17 protein-coding genes are annotated in these 17994 nt (G+C 60.9%); 9 read left to right on the top strand and 8 right to left on the bottom strand.

What is annotated here, in order from left to right; genetic code table 11:
* Positions 1 to 98: 98 nt before the first annotated feature.
* The gene (locus AX760_RS04155; protein ID WP_071831740.1) at positions 99 to 1334 is read right to left on the bottom strand and encodes an N-acetylmuramoyl-L-alanine amidase; all 1236 of its coding nucleotides are present in this window, start codon (positions 1332 to 1334) and stop codon (positions 99 to 101) included.
* A 762-nt stretch (positions 1335 to 2096) separates the two neighbouring features.
* On the opposite strand from AX760_RS04155, the gene AX760_RS04150 reads away from it, so the two are divergent.
* Positions 2097 to 4928, top strand: coding sequence for an Rne/Rng family ribonuclease (locus tag AX760_RS04150; RefSeq protein WP_071831720.1), 2832 nt, complete (start codon positions 2097 to 2099; stop codon positions 4926 to 4928).
* A 388-nt stretch (positions 4929 to 5316) separates the two neighbouring features.
* Here AX760_RS04150 and AX760_RS04145 read toward each other — a convergent pair whose 3' ends face one another.
* Complete coding sequence (locus AX760_RS04145; protein ID WP_071831739.1) at positions 5317 to 6429, bottom strand: pyridoxal phosphate-dependent aminotransferase; 1113 nt, start codon at positions 6427 to 6429, stop codon at positions 5317 to 5319.
* A 283-nt stretch (positions 6430 to 6712) separates the two neighbouring features.
* Between AX760_RS04145 and AX760_RS04140 the strand changes: the two genes are divergently transcribed.
* The 5 genes from AX760_RS04140 to aat all read left to right on the top strand — a co-directional run bounded on the left by AX760_RS04140 (position 6713) and on the right by aat (position 10528).
* Positions 6713 to 7480: a DsbA family protein gene (locus tag AX760_RS04140; protein WP_071831737.1), complete on the top strand. Its 768-nt coding sequence runs from the start codon at positions 6713 to 6715 to the stop codon at positions 7478 to 7480.
* A gap of 124 nt (positions 7481 to 7604) precedes the next feature.
* Positions 7605 to 8051 carry a type II 3-dehydroquinate dehydratase gene (aroQ, locus tag AX760_RS04135; protein ID WP_071831718.1) on the top strand — a complete coding sequence of 149 codons (447 nt, stop codon included), beginning with the start codon at positions 7605 to 7607 and terminating at the stop codon, positions 8049 to 8051.
* Positions 8052 to 8073: 22 nt separating this feature from the next.
* Complete coding sequence (gene accB / locus AX760_RS04130) at positions 8074 to 8535, top strand: acetyl-CoA carboxylase biotin carboxyl carrier protein (protein ID WP_071831715.1); 462 nt, start codon at positions 8074 to 8076, stop codon at positions 8533 to 8535.
* Between the two features lie 12 nt (positions 8536 to 8547).
* The gene (gene accC, locus AX760_RS04125; protein WP_071831713.1) at positions 8548 to 9903 is read left to right on the top strand and encodes an acetyl-CoA carboxylase biotin carboxylase subunit; all 1356 of its coding nucleotides are present in this window, start codon (positions 8548 to 8550) and stop codon (positions 9901 to 9903) included.
* A gap of 10 nt (positions 9904 to 9913) precedes the next feature.
* A complete protein-coding gene (aat, locus tag AX760_RS04120) occupies positions 9914 to 10528 on the top strand; it encodes a leucyl/phenylalanyl-tRNA--protein transferase (protein WP_071831711.1) in 615 nt (204 codons plus the stop codon).
* A 16-nt stretch (positions 10529 to 10544) separates the two neighbouring features.
* Here aat and AX760_RS04115 read toward each other — a convergent pair whose 3' ends face one another.
* From AX760_RS04115 to gatB, 4 genes are all read right to left on the bottom strand, one after another.
* Positions 10545 to 10997: a DUF2155 domain-containing protein gene (locus AX760_RS04115; protein ID WP_071831709.1), complete on the bottom strand. Its 453-nt coding sequence runs from the start codon at positions 10995 to 10997 to the stop codon at positions 10545 to 10547.
* A 130-nt stretch (positions 10998 to 11127) separates the two neighbouring features.
* Positions 11128 to 11523: an NADH:ubiquinone oxidoreductase subunit NDUFA12 gene (locus AX760_RS04110; RefSeq protein ID WP_071831708.1), complete on the bottom strand. Its 396-nt coding sequence runs from the start codon at positions 11521 to 11523 to the stop codon at positions 11128 to 11130.
* A gap of 211 nt (positions 11524 to 11734) precedes the next feature.
* The gene (locus tag AX760_RS04105; RefSeq protein WP_071831706.1) at positions 11735 to 12232 is read right to left on the bottom strand and encodes a GNAT family N-acetyltransferase; all 498 of its coding nucleotides are present in this window, start codon (positions 12230 to 12232) and stop codon (positions 11735 to 11737) included.
* Positions 12232 to 13734 carry an Asp-tRNA(Asn)/Glu-tRNA(Gln) amidotransferase subunit GatB gene (gene gatB / locus AX760_RS04100; RefSeq protein WP_071831704.1) on the bottom strand — a complete coding sequence of 501 codons (1503 nt, stop codon included), beginning with the start codon at positions 13732 to 13734 and terminating at the stop codon, positions 12232 to 12234. The genes AX760_RS04105 and gatB overlap by 1 nt, the downstream gene beginning before the upstream one ends.
* A gap of 138 nt (positions 13735 to 13872) precedes the next feature.
* Here gatB and AX760_RS04095 point away from each other — a divergent pair, with 138 nt between their 5' ends.
* The 3 genes from AX760_RS04095 to AX760_RS04085 all read left to right on the top strand — a co-directional run bounded on the left by AX760_RS04095 (position 13873) and on the right by AX760_RS04085 (position 15697).
* Positions 13873 to 14181, top strand: a complete 309-nt coding sequence (locus tag AX760_RS04095) for a DUF1294 domain-containing protein (protein WP_071831703.1) — start codon at positions 13873 to 13875, stop codon at positions 14179 to 14181.
* A gap of 71 nt (positions 14182 to 14252) precedes the next feature.
* The gene (locus AX760_RS04090; RefSeq protein ID WP_071831701.1) at positions 14253 to 14705 is read left to right on the top strand and encodes an RrF2 family transcriptional regulator; all 453 of its coding nucleotides are present in this window, start codon (positions 14253 to 14255) and stop codon (positions 14703 to 14705) included.
* Between the two features lie 83 nt (positions 14706 to 14788).
* Complete coding sequence (locus AX760_RS04085; RefSeq protein WP_071831699.1) at positions 14789 to 15697, top strand: NAD(P)/FAD-dependent oxidoreductase; 909 nt, start codon at positions 14789 to 14791, stop codon at positions 15695 to 15697.
* Between the two features lie 174 nt (positions 15698 to 15871).
* Here the strand turns inward: AX760_RS04085 and AX760_RS04080 are convergent, their stop codons facing one another.
* Both AX760_RS04080 and gatA read right to left on the bottom strand, forming a co-directional pair.
* Positions 15872 to 16387 carry a GNAT family N-acetyltransferase gene (locus AX760_RS04080; protein ID WP_071831698.1) on the bottom strand — a complete coding sequence of 172 codons (516 nt, stop codon included), beginning with the start codon at positions 16385 to 16387 and terminating at the stop codon, positions 15872 to 15874.
* Between the two features lie 62 nt (positions 16388 to 16449).
* Positions 16450 to 17931, bottom strand: coding sequence for an Asp-tRNA(Asn)/Glu-tRNA(Gln) amidotransferase subunit GatA (gene gatA, locus AX760_RS04075; protein ID WP_071831697.1), 1482 nt, complete (start codon positions 17929 to 17931; stop codon positions 16450 to 16452).
* Positions 17932 to 17994: the final 63 nt, after the last annotated feature.

Here is a 17994-nt window from a genome sequence, read left to right as displayed (position 1 = left end):
AAATAGGGCTCTCGACGCTTTATCCCCGGCATATGCCATTGAAAAGCATATCGCTGTTACCGCCGCGACACAAATCACAAGCCGCGTTATCGCCGGCATCAACCGCCATTGGCAAGCGCGCCATTGCGATAGTGCCGAACGGCATCAACCAGTCGCTCGGAGACCTTGCTGCGCCATTTCGGATCCAGAAGCAGCTTTTCATCCTCCTTGTTGGAGAGGAACCCAAGTTCGAGCAGCACGGATGGCACATCGGGCGCGCGCAGCACCTGGAAACCTGCATACCGATGCGGATTGTTGATCAGCTTTATCTGGCCTTCGAAAGACGACACAACAGACCTTGCGAGATTGACGGAAAAGGCCTGCGTCTCACGCCGCGTGAGGTCGATCAGGATGTCCGCGACATCCGCCGGTTCCGTTTCAAGGGCGACGCCGGCGATCTGGTCGGAGAGGTTTTCGCGTTCCGCCAGATTGGCCGCCAGATGGTCCGATGCCTTGTCTGAAATCGTGTAGACGGTGGCGCCGCGAATATCCTTCTGCTTCAGCGTGTCGGCATGGATGGAGATGAAAAGATTGGCACCGTTCTGCCGGGCGAGTTGCACCCTCTGGGACAGCGAGAGAAACTCATCCTTCGAGCGCGTCAGGAAAGCCTTTACCCCGGCTTCCTTGTTGAGGGCCGCCGCCATTTCCTCGGCAAAGGCCAGAGTGACCTTTTTTTCCTCGGTCTTCGTCACGACCCCGATCGCACCGGTGTCGATCCCGCCATGTCCGGCATCGACGGCGATGACGAAGGAGCCATCACTGGTGGCCGCCTCCGCCAGGCGACCGGTTTTTGTCGTGGTGGCGACAGTTGTCCACTTTTGCTTCTCGAGAAGCTTCGAAAACCGGTCCTGTGTGACGAATTCCGCATCGACGACAAGGCGAAACCCCTTGCCGCTCTCGTCTGCCTTGACCTCCGCCAGGGCGACCCCGACCGGCTTGCTGGCCGTCAAGACGATACGGGAACTGCCAGCCCCCATGCCACCATAGCGGATGTCGTTGAAAAGCCCCCTCGCCTCGAGATCCTCCGGCTTCAGACCAAAGGCGGTCTCGGGCAGATCTATGATGATCCGCACAGGGTTTGCGACGTAGTGAATCGAAAAGACCGGCTTTTTGTCAAAGTCGATGACGACGCGCGTGCGGGCGTCGTCGCCGGCAATGCGGGCGCCATAGGCAAGTAGCGGTTCGATATCTTCGGCACAGGCATTCTGTGCACCGCAGAGTGCGGCGAGCGAAAGCAGGACGACACGAAAAAGCCCCGCAATGCCGGAACGTCGCTGACCATCCTGGAAGTTCAAGGCGCGAGATCCGGCCTGCCGCGTCACGTCATGCTCCGCATGTCTTGTTCCTGTTCGGTCCCAAACGGACGCTGTCGGCGCAAAAGCGCATCGGGTCTGCAAGCCCAATCAATGACGCCTCATGGTTAACCAAAGCTTTCGCCACCAAAATTCTATTGCTGGAAACGGCCTGCACAAGCGCAACCGCGCAGCACACAGGTGCCAGCGAATCAATCAATATTATGGCGTTTTCGGCTTTTCCCTTGCCATTGTGACATAGAAAACATAAAAGCGTCAGCAGGGAGAAAGTGTTGACGGGATAGAATCAACGACCGGCTGCCATAGGGTCAAAAACCCCTGGCGCCAAGCCATGACCAGACAGGTTCAAACCTGTTTAAACCCGGTCATGCGTCCGCAAGCAGTCGTCTCTTCATCCGCCGTCGCTGCACTTTTTCTCCGCATACTGGATCGCAAAAAATCCGGCGGTGGCCGGGATGTTTATGGTGGCACACACCGCTAGCCCGTGATCGGGCACATTCATCGGGCCGTTTCGGCCTAATACTTTGGCATTCTTGTTTGGTCATTGATGTTGTCACAGCAGTATCAGTCAGAAGTAAACAGGCCCCGGAGCGACATCGTTCCTGGCGCCGTCTGGCCCCTGCCCCATCTCCCAAGCCAAGCGAGAACATTCACATTCGGCGCAGAACGCCAACTGCAGGGAAATTCACCTCCGGGTCGCATTATCTCTGCCGTGTCGCGCTCACGCCGAGGAGCACAGCTTAAATGGCAGAGAAAATGCTTATCGATGCGTCTCACGCTGAAGAGACGCGCGTCGTTGTTGTTCGCGGAAGTCGCATAGAAGAATTCGACTTCGAATCCGAACACAAGAAACAAATCCGCGGTAATATCTATCTCGCGAAAGTCACCCGCGTCGAACCTTCGCTTCAGGCAGCTTTTGTTGATTACGGCGGCAACCGCCACGGCTTCCTGGCGTTCGCGGAAATCCACCCAGACTACTACCAGATCCCGCTCGCCGACCGTCAGGCCCTGCTGCGCCAGGAAGCCGAAGAAGCGCGTCGCGACGACGATATCGAATCCGTCGAGACCGGGACCGATCTTGGAAACGATTCTGACGAGGAAAGCGTTTTCGCCGCTGATGAGACCAATGCGGTTGACGCCGTCGAGGCGCCGGTTGAGGCGGTTGCCGAAGAAAAGCCGAAGGCCAAGCCGAAGCGTCCGCGCCGGACCAAGAAGGCAGCGGCCGAGGTCGTTGAATCCTCCGACGGCGGCGATGCCGACGACGGTTCGTCCGGTGGCGAAATGGCTGCGATGGTCGATACCGATTCGATTTCGGAAGATACCCGTGGCGGTCGCCGTTCCAATGATGACGACGATGATGACGATGGTCATCACGAGGAAAAGGAAGTCATCGAATCCGTCGGCGCCGAAGACGCCATGGAAGAAGTGCCGGAACGCCAGGTCAATCGTCGTCCGCGCAAGCAGTACCGCATCCAGGAAGTCATCAAGCGCCGGCAGATCCTGCTGGTCCAGGTGGCCAAGGAAGAACGCGGCAACAAGGGCGCGGCGCTCACAACCTATCTTTCGCTTGCCGGCCGCTATTCGGTGCTGATGCCGAACACGGCGCGCGGCGGCGGTATTTCCCGCAAGATCACCAACCTGCCGGACCGCAAGCGCCTCAAGGAAATTGCCCGCGCACTTGACGTGCCGCAGGGCATGGGCGTGATCCTGCGCACGGCCGGTGCCAACCGCACCAAGGTCGAGGTCAAGCGCGACTTCGAATATCTGATGCGCCTGTGGGAAAACGTCCGGACGCTGACGCTGTCGTCCACAGCCCCCTGCCTCGTCTATGAAGAGGGATCGCTGATCAAGCGCTCGATCCGCGACCTCTACAACAAGGACATCAGCAAAATCATCGTTGCCGGTGAGGAAGGCTACAAGGAAGCGAAGGCTTTCATGAAGATGCTGATGCCGAGCCACGCCAAGGTCGTTCAGCCCTATCGTGACGTGCACCCGATCTTCTCGCGCTCGGGCATCGAAGCCCAGCTCGACCGCATGCTGGTGCCGCAGGTAACGCTGAAGTCCGGCGGCTACATCATCATCAACCAGACGGAAGCGCTGGTGGCGATCGACGTCAACTCCGGCCGCTCGACCCGCGAGCATTCAATCGAGGACACCGCGCTCCAGACAAACCTGGAAGCCGCCGAAGAAGTGGCCCGCCAGCTGCGTCTGCGCGACCTTGCCGGTCTCGTGGTCGTCGACTTCATCGACATGGAAGAAAAGCGCAACAACCGTTCGGTCGAAAAGCGCCTCAAGGACCATCTGAAAAACGATCGCGCCCGCATCCAGGTCGGACGCATCTCGCATTTCGGTCTGCTCGAAATGTCACGCCAGCGCATCCGCGCCTCGGTTCTCGAATCGACCATGCAGGTCTGCTCGCACTGCAACGGCACGGGCAATGTTCGCTCGCAGTCCTCTGTTGCGCTTCACGTCCTGCGCGGCGTCGAGGAATACCTGCTGAAAAACACGACGCACAATATTACGGTTCGCGCGACACCGGATATCGCGCTCTACCTGCTCAACCACAAGCGTGGCACGATCATCGATTATGAAGAGCGTTTTGGCGTTCAGATCATCATCGAGGCGGACGCCCATGTCGGCGCCCAACATTTCGCCATTGATCGTGGCGAAGCCGTGGAAAATCCCGTGCAGATCGATCAGATCATCCAGTTCGAACCCGAGCCCGAAGAGGACGATGATGTCGTCATCGAGGATGATGTCGAAGAGGATGATGATGTCGTCGCGGAAGCCAAGCCGGAACGCGCCGAGCGGACCGAGCGCAGCGAACGCGCGCCCGCCGAACAGGGTGACGACCAGGGCAATCGCAAGCGCAAGCGTCGCCGCAGGCGGCGTGGCGGTCGCGGCACGGGTCCGAATGGCGAGCCGCTTGGCAATGCCGAGGGCCAGGCCGAAGACAACGGCGTTGATGATGATGGCGATGAAGGCGATGACGATACGACGGCGAACACCGACGTCGACGGCATCGAGGCAACGGCGCTCAGCGACGACGAACAGCAGAAGCGCAAGCGCCGCCGTCGCGGCAAGCGCGGTGGCCGCCGCAATCGTCCGGAAGATGGTGAAAACGTTGCCGCAGACGACGACGCAGAAGAGCCAGACACCGAACTGACGGCTGCCACTGCAACCGTCGTCAACGACGAACCTGAAGCGGCTGAGGAAGCTGCAGCGGTTGTTGCCGTTGCCGATGAACCGGTCGAAGCCGTTGTCGAAGCAAAGCCAGCCAAGCCGAAGCGCAGCCGCAAGAAGGCTGTCGTCGAAGAGGCGCCTGCCGAAACCGCCGACACGGATGCGCAGGCTTCCATCGAAGCAACGCCGGTCAAGGCCGAGCCCGTGGCGGAACCGGTCGTGGAAGAAGCAGCCGCTGCGCTCGACGAGCCCAAGCCGGCGCGCGCCAACCGTGATGTCGACACCATTGCCAGCCCGCCGGTGATCAAGTCGTCTGCCGTCGAGGCAAAGGACGATAGCGAGCCGGCGAAACCCAAAAAGGGTGGCTGGTGGCAGAAGCGCGGCTTCTTCTGATCGCCAGCGCGAGACGCGCCTGAAAATTGAAAAAGGCCAGCCAGGGATATCTGGCTGGCCTTTTTCGTTGAGAAGAGGGACATCTTCGGGGTGCCTGCAAGGCAGATTGCATGCTGGACATGGTTAGCCCAGCCGGGCTCTGGGCACTGGACTCTGGTCGCCATCGCTGTGGACAGCACGTTTGACGCATCGCTACCGCTCGCATGGCGCATCCGCCAGCGGGGCGGACAGCGGCGATGGCTCCGGCGGCGTGTCATTCGCAGGCAAAGGCTACAGGCCGGCATCACCTCATCAGACCATTGCGGCAGTTCATAGCCTCACAGATTGATTCAACTGCCTGCGAAGCTGATTCCGAATAACGCGCCGAGCCTTTGTTAATGCTAGACGATCATGCGAGCCATCTGGCGATCCGGTCCATCGCGGCGAGCATGTCGTCTGTCGCGCCGGCATAGGAGAAGCGCATTGTCCGGTGTCCCTCGAGCGGATCGAAATCCAGTCCGGGCGTCGCTGCGACACTGATTTCAGCGAGCATCCGCCGGGCAAAATCCATGCTGTCATTGGTGAACCGGCTGACATCCGCATAGGCGTAGAATGCCCCATCCATCGGCGAGGCTATGGTGAAACCGATCTCGGGCAGGCGTTTCAGCAGCAGGTCGCGGTTTGCGCCGTAGGACGCCTTATAGACGTCGAGTTCGGCGGACGCCCCGAGCGCGGCTTCCGCCGCGATCTGCGACAGTTCCGGTGGCGAGATATAGAGGCTCTGGGCGATGCGCTCGAAGCCGCGCACCTGTTCCTGCGGCAGCACCATCCAGCCGATCCGCCAGCCGGTCATGCAGTAATATTTCGAAAACGAGTTGATGATCACAGCATCGTCGGTCACCGACAGTGCCGTCGTTTCCTCGCCGGCAAATGTCAGGCCGTGATAGATCTCGTCGGAGATGAAGGCGATGTCACGGTCGCGGCAATAATCCGCCAGCGCCTTCAGTCCGGCCTTGCCGGTGACGGTGCCCGTCGGATTGGCGGGGCTTGCGAGAAGCACGCCACGGATGACCTTGCCGGCTTTTTCGGCTGCAGCCTCGAGGCTGTCAGGCGTCAGGGTGAAACCCGTTTCCGCATTGGCCTCGACCTCGATGACGGTTAGTCCGAGCGCCGCCAGGATATTGCGATAGGCGGGATAGCCAGGCCTTGCGATGGCGACGCAGTCACCCGGATCGAACAGGGCCAGGAATGCCAGGTTGAAGCCGGCCGACGATCCTGTCGTCACCGCGACACGCTGAGGATCGATGTCGATGCCGTAACGTGTCCGATAATGGTGGGCGATTGCGGTGCGCAGCGACAGGGTGCCGAGCGCGTCGGTATAGCCCAGACGTCCGTGCTCGAGCGCCCGGCGCGCCGCTTCCAGCGCGGCCGTCGGCGCCGGATGGCTCGGCTGGCCGACCGCCATCGAAATAACCGGATAGCCGGCCTCGCGCCGCTTCGTGGCTTCGGCCAGAACATCCATGGCGTGAAACGGTTCGACGGCGCTGCGTGCGGAAAGCGATTTCAACGGTAGACCCCTCTGAGAATGTCACGCTTTGCGGTTTGCCCCATTGGCAAAGCCTTCACAAGTGCGCGAGCGTCTCACTTACGCCGATTTTGCCGTTTCGTTTGCGATCGCGCGCCCCTATGCTTGCGACAAGGCTGCACCGATGTGCGGACTATTCTGTTGTCTTTCAAACAAGCGTGTTGACCCGACCGTTCCAATTGAACGACAGACTGAGGCAAACAAGGACAACGAGGACAAGATGGCATTCAAACTTCGCACGATCATCGCCGGATCACTGGCGCTCCTGACGGCCGCAACGGTGCTTCCGAGCCTGGCCAATGCGCTTGACGACAAGCAGAAGGAAGAGATCGGCGCCTTCATCAAGGAATATCTGGTCGCCAATCCCGAGATCCTGCTGGAGGCACAGAAGTCGCTGAAACTGAAGCAGGAACAGGCCCAGCTCGAACAGGCCAAAGCAGCAATCGACGACAACAGCGATGCCATCTTCCAGTCGGTCCATGATGTGACACTCGGCAATCCGAAGGGCGATGTGACCGTCGTCGAGTTCTACGACTACAATTGCGGATACTGCAAACGGGCCCTCGCCGACATGGATGCTCTCCTCGAGAAGGACAAGAATGTCCGGTTTGTTCTGAAGGAACTGCCCATCCTCGGGCCGGATTCGCTCGCCGCACACAAGGTGAGTGCCGCCTTCCGGCTGGTTGCGCCAGAGAAATACGGCGACTTTCACCGCGCCCTGCTGACAGGGGAAGACCGGGCGACCGAAGAGACGGCAATTGCCGTCGCCGGCCGTCTGGGTGTCGCGGAGGCAAACCTGCGGGCAAAGATGGTCGATCCCGCCACCGACGAATCCGTCAAGGAAGCCTATACGCTGGCCAATACGCTGGGCATCACAGGCACACCCTCCTATGTGATCGGCAAAGAGGCGGTGTTCGGCGCGGTCGGCGCCGAGGAGTTGGAGACGAAGGTGACCAACATGCGCAGTTGCGGCAGCACCATCTGCTGAACATCGCCGTTTTGCGGCCGGACAGGCACATCGCTTGTGGACAAAGCCCCTTGAGTTCCAAGGGGCTTTTCCTTGCGTTGTCATCGGTCTATAGGTAACCCCCGACAATCGCACGGACCTGCCTATGCCTTCGACGATCTATGTGCTCAACGGCCCCAATCTCAATGCGCTGGGCAAACGTGAACCGGGAATATACGGCGCCCTGACGCTGGCCGACATCGAAGCCATGTGCGTTGCCGAAGGCGCAAGGCTGGGCCTTGAAATCGTCTTCCGTCAAAGCAATCATGAGGGCGACCTGGTGGACTGGTTTCACGAAGCCGGCGAAAAGGCCGCTGGCATCGCCGTCAATGCCGGCGCCTATACCCACACCTCGATTGCCCTTCACGATGCGGCAAAAGCCATCGGCATCCCGGTGGTCGAACTGCATCTGTCCAACGTCCATGCGCGCGAAGAATTCCGCCACACCTCCCTGCTCGCCCCGGCGGCCAAGGGCGTGATCTGCGGCTTCGGCGCGGACAGTTACATTCTTGCGCTCAATGCGCTAAAGACACTCACACATCCTACGCGATAAGAAGAACAAGAGGCTCACATCCATGGCTGACAAGAAACCCGGCATCGACCAGACGCTGATCCGCGATCTCGCCAACATCCTGAATGAAACCGATCTGACCGAAATCGAAGTCGAGCAGGACGATCTGCGCATCCGCGTGTCCCGCGCCGGAACGCCGCAATATGTTTCCGCTCCGGTTCCTGTCGCAGCCCCGGTCCAGTTCGCCAGTGCCGCCAGCGCCTCTGCCGTCACCGACGCCGGCAAGGCGTCGAAGAATGCCGTCACCTCGCCGATGGTGGGCACCGCCTATCTCTCGCCGGCCCCCGGTTCGCGTGCCTTCATCGAAGTTGGCGCCATGGTCAAGGAAGGCCAGACCATCCTGATCATCGAAGCCATGAAGACGATGAACCAGATCCCGGCCCCGCGCGCCGGCAAGGTCACGGAAATCCTTGTTCAGGATGGCGCTCCGGTTGAATATGGCGAAGCCCTGATCGTCATCGAATAAGGCGACAGACCCATGATCTCGAAAATCCTCATTGCCAATCGCGGCGAAATCGCCCTTCGTGTCCTGCGCGCCTGCAAGGAACTCGGCATCGCCACGGTCGCCGTCCATTCCACGGCAGACGCCGATGCGATGCATGTGCGCCTTGCCGACGAAAGTGTCTGCATCGGCCCGCCACCCTCGCGCGACAGCTACCTGAACATCCACCAGATCGTCGCAGCCTGCGAAATCACCGGCGCCGACGCCGTGCATCCGGGCTACGGCTTCCTGTCTGAAAACGCCAAGTTCGCGGATATTCTCGACGCGCACGGCATCACCTTCATCGGTCCGACCGCCGATCACATCCGCATCATGGGTGACAAGATCACGGCCAAGGAAACGGCAAAATCGCTCGGCATTCCCGTCGTTCCGGGCTCAGCCGGCGAGGTCAAGCCCGAGAACGCGCTTGAGATCGCCCGAGAAATCGGCTTTCCGGTACTGATCAAGGCGACAGCCGGTGGCGGTGGTCGCGGCATGAAGGTGGCCAGAAACGAGGACGATTTGTCCGAGGCGGTCTCGACCGCCCGCTCGGAGGCGCTGGCAGCCTTCGGCAATGACGCCGTCTACATGGAAAAGTATCTCGGCAAGCCACGGCACATCGAAATCCAGGTCGTCGGTGACGGCGAAGGCAATGCCATTCATCTGGGCGAACGCGACTGCTCGCTGCAGCGCCGCCACCAGAAGGTCTGGGAAGAAGCCAATTCGCCGGCGCTGAATGTCGAGCAACGCATGAAGATCGGCGAAATCTGCGCCGATGCCATGCGCAAGCTGAAATATCGTGGTGCCGGTACCGTCGAATTTCTCTACGAGAATGGCGAGTTCTTCTTCATCGAGATGAACACCCGCCTGCAGGTCGAGCATCCGATCACCGAGGCCATCACCGGCATCGACCTGGTGCATGAGCAGATCCGTGTCGCCTCTGGCGCCGGCCTCTCGGTGACGCAGGACGAAATCGTTTTCTCCGGCCATGCCATCGAATGCCGGATCAATGCCGAGGATCCCCGGACCTTCGTGCCCTCGCCCGGCACGATCACGCATTTCCATGCGCCCGGCGGCCTTGGCGTTCGTGTCGATAGCGGTGCCTATCAGGGCTACAAGATCCCGCCCTACTACGACAGCCTGATCGGCAAGCTGATCGTGCACGGACGCACCCGTGTCGAATGCATGATGCGCCTGCGCCGCGTGCTCGACGAATTCGTCATCGATGGCATCAAGACGACGCTGCCCTTGTTTCAGGACCTGATCAACAATCAGGATATCGCCAATGGCGACTACGATATCCATTGGCTGGAGAACTATCTCGCGCAACCGGCCGCCGATCCGGCGGAATGAGGCGACGACTGTGAGGGGAACGCGCAGCAGGCAGCCGGAAATAACCCCGGAGCTTCTGCTGCGCGCCTATTCCATTGGGCTTTTCCCGATGGCTGACAGCGCCGACGATCCGGAGCTTTTCTGGGTCGAACCGGAACTGCGCGGCATAATCCCGCTTGATGATTTCCACATTTCGAAAAGCCTGGCGAAAACCGTTCGCCGTATGCCCTTTGAAATCGGCTTCGATAGCTGCTTTGAGGCGGTGATGGACGGCTGCGCTGCGCCCGCCCCTGATCGACCGACAACATGGATCAACGGCAAGATCCGGGCGCTCTACACCACGTTACATGCGATGGGCCACGCCCATTCCGTCGAGGCTTTCGACGGTGACGAACTGGTCGGGGGCCTTTACGGCGTCTCGCTGGGGTCTGCGTTTTTCGGCGAAAGCATGTTTTCGAGACGCACGGACGCGTCGAAGATCTGCCTCGTCTATCTGGTCGAGCGCCTGCGAAAGCGGGGCTTTCGGCTGCTCGACACCCAGTTTACGACCGAGCACCTGAAGAGTTTCGGCGCAATCGATGTGCCCAAGGCCAGATACGAGGTCATGCTCGCGGCTGCGATCGCCTCGCCGCATCTCAAATTCTAGACAGACATGGGGGATTTTACTGCGTGGCCGCTTCGTCTGGCGCCGGCAGGTCGGACGTGGCCTTGCAGGATTGCAGCCAGACGTCATAGACCGGATGCTCGACGGCATTGAGGCCGGGGCTGTCGGCAAACATCCAGCCGGTAAAGATGCGGCGGATCTTGCGGTCGAGCGTGATTTCATCGACTTCGACGAAGGTTGTCGTCTTCTGCGCTTCCGTGTCGTCGCGATTGTAACAGACACGCGGCGTCACCTGCAGGGCGCCGAACTGGACGGTTTCGCCGATATAGACGTCGAACGTCGTGATGCGCCCGGTGATCTTGTCGATGCCGGAAAACACGGCCACCGCATTGGAAATGCGTTCGGCCTTCACAATTGAAGCCGTGGAAAGAAGCGCTGCCGCCGCCGCGAGACACAGGGCGGAGATCGGCAGGAGCCGCCGCATTGCATTCCGCTGACTTGAAAATACCATTACCGCTCGTCTCCCACACAACATCCGGACACCCTTGCCCTGATATCAGGCGCTAAACTTGAAATGTGGCCGAGGCATGATGCGCCAACGCGCGATCACAGGCGGGACATTCGGCTTTGCCGAAACCGGATCAGGAACGCGGCGTCCAGGCGTCGTAGTCGCCCGTGACCCGGGGACGTTCGCCAGGTGCGCTGATCGAGCCTGGCGGGCGATAGGCGTTGATCGAGCCGGTGCCATTCGGCTTGTGCGGCTTCTGCCATTCGCGGGGCGAATAGGTTTCATCGGCTGGCGAGACGTCTGTGCGGTGGTGCATCCAGCCATGCCAGCCGGGCGGGATGGCCGAGGCGTCGGCATAGCCGTTGTAGATGACCCAGCGGCGCGTACGGCCTTCGCTATCCTTGCCGCCCTGGTAGTAGATATTACCGGCCTCGTCCTGGCCGACACGAGTGCCGAAGCGCCAGGTGTGAAGCCGGGTGCCGAGTGTCTGTCCATTCCACCAGGTGAAAATCTGCAGCAGAAATTTCATGAGCACCGTCCTTGAACCGCACCACGTCGAATGCGTGGCGGGATGCACAACATATCTGTCCCGCTTATGCCGCGCAGTCAGCGGATTGTCCAGTGATTCCCGTGGAATCCCCGTTCGATTGAGGGCAGCAACGCAGCGTTTCCGGGTTCAATGCCTTCGACGTCACGGCGACGCGTCCCGACGAAGGAGGCAGAGAATGGCCGTGGAATGATCAGCCCAGCGGCTTTTCCATGACGAGCGCGGCGATGCCGGACTGGCCGTCGCCGCAATTGGCGGTCTCACCGATTTTCACGAAACCATGGGCCTCATAGAAGGCCAGCGCCGCACGATTTTGCGGCTCGACTTCGAGCTGCATGAACTCGGCATCGGGAAAGCAGGTTTCCAGTTCGGCGAACATATCGCGGCCGATGCCCTGTTTCTGGAATTTCGGCAGGACGTAGAGCTGGTGCAGCACAGCGCCCTTCTTGTGCGTTTCGGACATGGCGGCATAGCCCATGCCGCCAATATCGCGGCCATTGTCGGCAACGACGAATTCGGCATCCTTGCGGGCAAGCCTTGCCTTCAGCGCCGGCACCGAATGCCATTTGGCGGTCAGTTCAGCGACCTTCTCGACCCCGTAGATGCCGTCATAGGTCGCATGCCAGGTCTCGACGAGCAGCGCGCTGACCTTAGCCAGATCGCGCTCCGAGGCGGTGCGGACGAAGAACATTATTCCTCGATCCCGAGCTTGGCCTTGACCAGTGCCTGGACGGCCTGAGGATTGGCCTTGCCGCCGGTCGACTTCATCACCTGGCCGACGAACCAGCCGGCAAGCGATGGCTTGGCGACCACCTTGGCGACCTGATCGGGATTGGCGGCGATGATCTCGTCGACGGCCTTTTCGATGGCGCCGGTGTCGGTCACCTGCTTCATGCCACGCGCCTCGACGATCTCGGCGGGGTCGCCACCTTCGGTCCAGACGATTTCGAACAGATCCTTGGCGAGCTTGCCGGAGATGACTTCGGACTTGATGAGGTCAAGAATGCCGCCGAGCTGGGCGGGGGAAACCGGAGTCTCTTCAATGGCTTTGCCGGCTTTGTTCAAGGCGCCCAAGAGGTCGTTGATCACCCAGTTTGCGGCGATCTTGCCATCGCGGCCGGCAGCGACCGCCTCGAAATAGTCGGCAATCGCCTTTTCCGAGACCAGCACCGAGGCGTCATAGATCGACAGGCCGAGATCGCGGACCAGCCGTTCTTTCTTGTCATCCGGCAGTTCCGGCAGGTCTGCCTTCAGGGCAGCAACGAAGGCATCGTCGAATTCGAGCGGCAAAAGATCCGGATCAGGGAAATAGCGGTAATCATGCGCGTCTTCCTTGGATCGCATCGAGCGGGTCTCGCCCTTGTGCGGATCGAACAGGCGGGTTTCCTGGTCGATCGTGCCGCCATCCTCGAGAATGCCGATCTGGCGACGGGCCTCGTACTCGATCGACTGGCCGATGAAGCGGATGGAGTTGACGTTCTTGATCTCGCAGCGCGTGCCGAAATCCTCGCCCGGACGGCGCACCGAGACGTTGACGTCGGCGCGCATCGAGCCTTCGTCCATGTTGCCGTCGCAGGTGCCGAGATAACGCACGATCGAGCGCAGCTTGGTCATATAGGCCTTGGCCTCGTCCGACGAGCGCATGTCCGGCTTGGAGACGATCTCCATCAGGGCGACGCCGGACCGGTTGAGGTCGACATAGGACATGGTCGGATGCTGGTCATGCATCGACTTGCCGGCGTCCTGCTCCAGATGCAGGCGCTCGATGCCGATCTCGACGTCCTCGAACTGGCCTTGACGGTCGGGTCCGACGGAGATGATGATCTTGCCCTCGCCGACGATCGGATCCTTGAACTGCGAAATCTGATAACCCTGCGGCAGGTCCGGATAGAAATAGTTCTTGCGGTCGAAGATCGAGCGATTGTTGATCTGCGCCTTCAGGCCGAGCCCTGTGCGCACGGCCTGCCTGACGCATTCCTCGTTGATGACGGGCAGCATGCCGGGCATCGCGGCATCAACCAGCGAGACGTTGGAGTTCGGCGCATTGCCAAAGGTCGTCGACGCGCCGGAAAACAATTTCGACTGGCTCGTCACCTGGGCATGGACTTCCATGCCGATGATCACTTCCCAGTCGCCAGTGGCGCCTGGAATATAGCGTTTCGGTTCGGAGATGCGGACGTCGACGAGGGTCATGGGATGCTCTTGAACTGCTGAATTTTCCTGTGTCTCGGTAAAACATCTGGGCAGCCGGTGCAAGGGTTGTCGCGCGCTGCGCCCTATTCCGGAGCCAAAGTTAGGCTTTGCGCAATCCGGACGTGCCAGGGTGGGCGCATGACAAACACCCAGGCCATTCTCCTTATTCTCGCGCTCTTCAACGTCGTCACCTTCTGCGTCTACTGGTGGGACAAGGAAGCGGCCCGTGACTGGGATTGGCGTGTTTCCGAGGCCAGGCTGCTGCAGTTTGCCCTGTTCGGCGGCAGCCTCGGGGCAGTCGCGGCGCAAAAGCTTCTCCGGCACAAGACGCAAAAGGAGCCGTTTCGCAGCCATCTGCGGTTCATTATCGTCATCCATATCACGGCATTTTTTCTCTGGCTTTCAGCGCCGCTGTGGCTGACCTACCTGCCGACCCTCGCCCCCTGAACGACCGCCCCCATCGCGGCCTGCATCAACGCGACTTGACAGCTCCGTGAATTCGTAACTATTATTATTACATGAAAAGAAACAGTCGACTTTCTGCAGTGCTGCATGCGCTGCTGCACATGGCCGAACGCGGCGCGCCGATGACCTCGGACGAACTGGCTGTCTGCCTGCAAACAAATCCGGTCGTCGTCAGGCGAACGATGGCCGGCCTGCGCGATGTCGGACTGGTAACGTCCGGTCGCGGTCACGGCGGTGGCTGGGCGCTTGCCCGCCCGTTGGAGGCCGTGACCATGCGCGACATCTATTCGGCACTCGGCGAGCCCATGCTTTTCCAGATGGGCAACGCCACCGAAAGCCCCGGCTGCCTTGTCGAGCAGGCGGTCAACCACGCGCTTGACGACGCCTTTCGCGACGCCGAGGCAATGCTGATCGCGCGCCTTGGCGAGGTTACCCTTGCCATGCTTGCACAGGACTTCAAACGGCGCTTTGCCGAACACCGCGCTCTTTACCAAAACAAGGGCTGAGCAAAACCACCACCCCGCCCCCCATCCCGGCAAACCGAGACCCATCGCGGCATCGGATCGGCGAAGCTTTGAAAGGACCTATCATGCACCAGGATGCAATCATCATCGGCGGCGGCTTTGCCGGTCTCTCCGCGGCCTACATTCTCGGCCGCGCACGGCGCCATGTGACGGTCATCGACAGCGGCACGCCGCGCAACCGCTTCGCCGCCCACGCGCATGGCGTGCTGGCAATGGACGGCCTGTCCGGCGGCGAAATTCTCACACGGGCAAGAGACCAACTCGCAGCCTATCCGACCGTTACCCTGCTGAGCGGAGAGGCTGACTCTGCGGCAGGTGCAATCGACAATTTTTCTATTCGCCTATCCTCAGGCTCCCGATTGTCGGCACGACGGCTCCTCCTAGCCAGCGGTGTCGAGGACCGTTTGCCCGAGATTCCCGGGTTGAAAGAGCGGTGGGGCAAAAGCGTCCTGCATTGCCCCTATTGCCACGGCTATGAAATCGGCGGCGGCCCGATCGGCGTCCTTGCCTCGCATCCGATGTCTGCGCATCAGGCCGCTGTCGTCGCCGACTGGGGCGATGTCACCCTGTTCACCAATGGCACGCCCGACCCCGAGGAGGAAACGTTAAACCTGCTTGAGAGGCGCAACGTAACGCTGCAGGCGGGCAAGGTTGATGCTGTCGGTGACGCTCCGGACGGCCGGCTATTCGTTCGACTGGAGACCGGCAAAACGCTCGACGTCAAGGCATTGTTCGTCGGCCCGGACCTGCAGATCCGCGGCACCATCGTCCATGATCTCGGTTGTGCTCTGGAGGAGAGCCCGGCCGGCAGGATCATCGCCACCAGCCCGGCAAAGGCCACCAGCATTGCCGGCGTCTATGCCGCCGGCGACATCGCGCGCGCCTTTGGTAACATCACGCTCTCCTCGGCCGATGGCGTTGTGGCAGCGTTGGGGCTTCATCAGTCACTGATGTTCGAAGCGCCGCAGCCCTGACGAACCCTTAGGCGCTGTCAGAGCACCGCCCGTCCGAGGATGTGTTCCCCCGTCTTCCGGCCGCTCAAGGTCAGGATCACATAAGACCGGCTCGACCGGTCGCTGTTGCGCAACGCGGCGTTTTGCATGGTCGCGCGAAACAGAAAACCGACAGCAGACAAAACCGGCCGCGCATCAAACACCCATGCCGGGGCCGTAACCCGGCGGTTCGTCGGCCACCAGCCGTTTCGTCAGCCCGATCGATTCCACATCGCGGTCGAGCTTGGCCGAATAGGTCGTCGACAGCCAGTTGACCGAATAGCCATGTTTTCTGAAGAAGCCGATCGCGCGGGCATTCTGCGCGTGGGTCTTGGTCGTGGCGTCGTCAAAGCCGGCCCGCACGATCTCCGCCTCGACATGCAAAAGCAGGCGTGAACCCATGCCGGCGCCCTGAACGACGGGATCGATCCACAGGTCGGAGATCGCCCCATCCTGGTCCTCGCATGCGCCCCAGCCGACGGGTGTTCCACCACTCTCGATCACGCTGGTCACCGCCCAATGGCTTCGCAGGAAGGAGAGAAACGCCAGTTCGGCAACGCGACGCATGCGTTCCACATCGGCCAAACCGAAGACCGCCTGCTCCCATGCACGCAGGCCGATGGCGCTTAACAGCTGCACTTCGACTTCACGCGCAGTGCGGACAAAAATCATGCAGCGAACCCTTTCCGCTGCAGTTAAGCACCAGAATCACCTGTTGACCAGCGGTGCTGCGTTTACCACCACCTGGCGGGCGCAAAACGGCCGGCCGCCTGCTCGATGACATGCGCGGTCTTGAACAACGTCTCTTCCTCGAACGGTTTGCCGATCAGCTGCAGACCGAGCGGCAGGCCCTTGGCGTCGAGGCCGGCGGGAACGGACAGGCCCGGCAGGCCGGCCATGTTGACCGTGACCGTGAAAATGTCGTTGAGGTACATCTTCACCGGATCGGCGGCCAGTTCCGCATCGGCGATACCGAAGGCGGAGGATGGCGTGGCCGGTGTCAGGATGGCATCGACGCCGGCGTGGAAGGCCTGCTCGAAATCGCGCTTGATCAGCGTGCGCACCTTCTGGGCCTGCAGGTAGTAGGCGTCGTAATAGCCGGCCGACAGCACATAGGTACCGATCATGATGCGGCGCTTGACCTCGGTGCCGAAGCCAGCCGCACGGGTCTTTTCGTACATGTCGGCAATGTCCTTGCCGTCGACGCGCAGGCCGTAGCGAACGCCGTCATAGCGGGCAAGGTTGGACGAGGCTTCGGCGGGCGCAACGATGTAATAGGCCGGCAGCGCATATTTCGTGTGCGGCAGGCTGATATCGACGATTTCGGCGCCGGCGTCCTTCAGCCAGGCGATGCCCTGTTGCCACAGGGTTTCGATTTCGCCTGGCATGCCGTCGACGCGGTATTCCTTGGGAATGCCGATCTTCATGCCCTTCAGCGACTGTCCGAGCGATTTTTCATAGTCCGGCACCGGCAGATCGACCGAGGTCGTATCCTTGGCATCGACTGATGCCATCGACTTCAGCATGATCGCCGCATCGCGGACGTCGCGGGCGATCGGGCCTGCCTGATCGAGAGAGGAGGCAAAGGCGACGATGCCCCAGCGCGAGCAGCGGCCATAGGTCGGCTTGATGCCGACGGTTCCGGTAAAGGCCGCCGGCTGGCGGATCGAGCCGCCGGTGTCGGTTGCCGTGGCGCCGGCGCAGAGGAAGGCAGCAACGGCTGCGGCCGAGCCGCCAGACGAGCCGCCGGGCACCAGGTCCATGGTCGAGCCAGTGGCGCGCCAGGGGTTTTTCACCGGGCCGTAATAGGAACTTTCATTCGACGAGCCCATGGCAAACTCGTCCATGTTGAGCTTGCCGAGCATGACGGCACCGTCATTCCAAAGGTTCTGGGTGACGGTCGATTCATACTGCGGTTTGAAACCATCGAGAATATGGCTGGCTGCCTGCGTGTGTACGCCCTCGGTGCAGAAAAGGTCCTTGATGCCCAGCGGAATGCCTTCGAGCGTGCCTGCCTTGCCGCCGGCAATGCGCTCGTCCGAGGCCTTGGCCATTGCCAGCGCCTTCTCAGGCGTCACCGCGACATAGGCATTCAACGCGCCGTTTGCAGCATCGATCGCACCGAGATAGGCCTGCGTCAGTTCGACGGCCGTGATCTCCTTGGCTGTGAGCTTGCTGCGGGCTTCGGCAATGGTCAGGCGTGTGAGGTCGGTCATGACGGAAAGCGGCTTTCAAATTCGGTGGTAACGGCACTACGGTGGCAACGGACGCGGCAGGTG

The organism is Pararhizobium antarcticum, assembly GCF_001885585.1.
Taxonomy (GTDB): Bacteria; Pseudomonadota; Alphaproteobacteria; order Rhizobiales; family Rhizobiaceae; genus Pararhizobium; species Pararhizobium antarcticum.
This window is presented reverse-complemented; position numbering and strand designations above follow the sequence as displayed.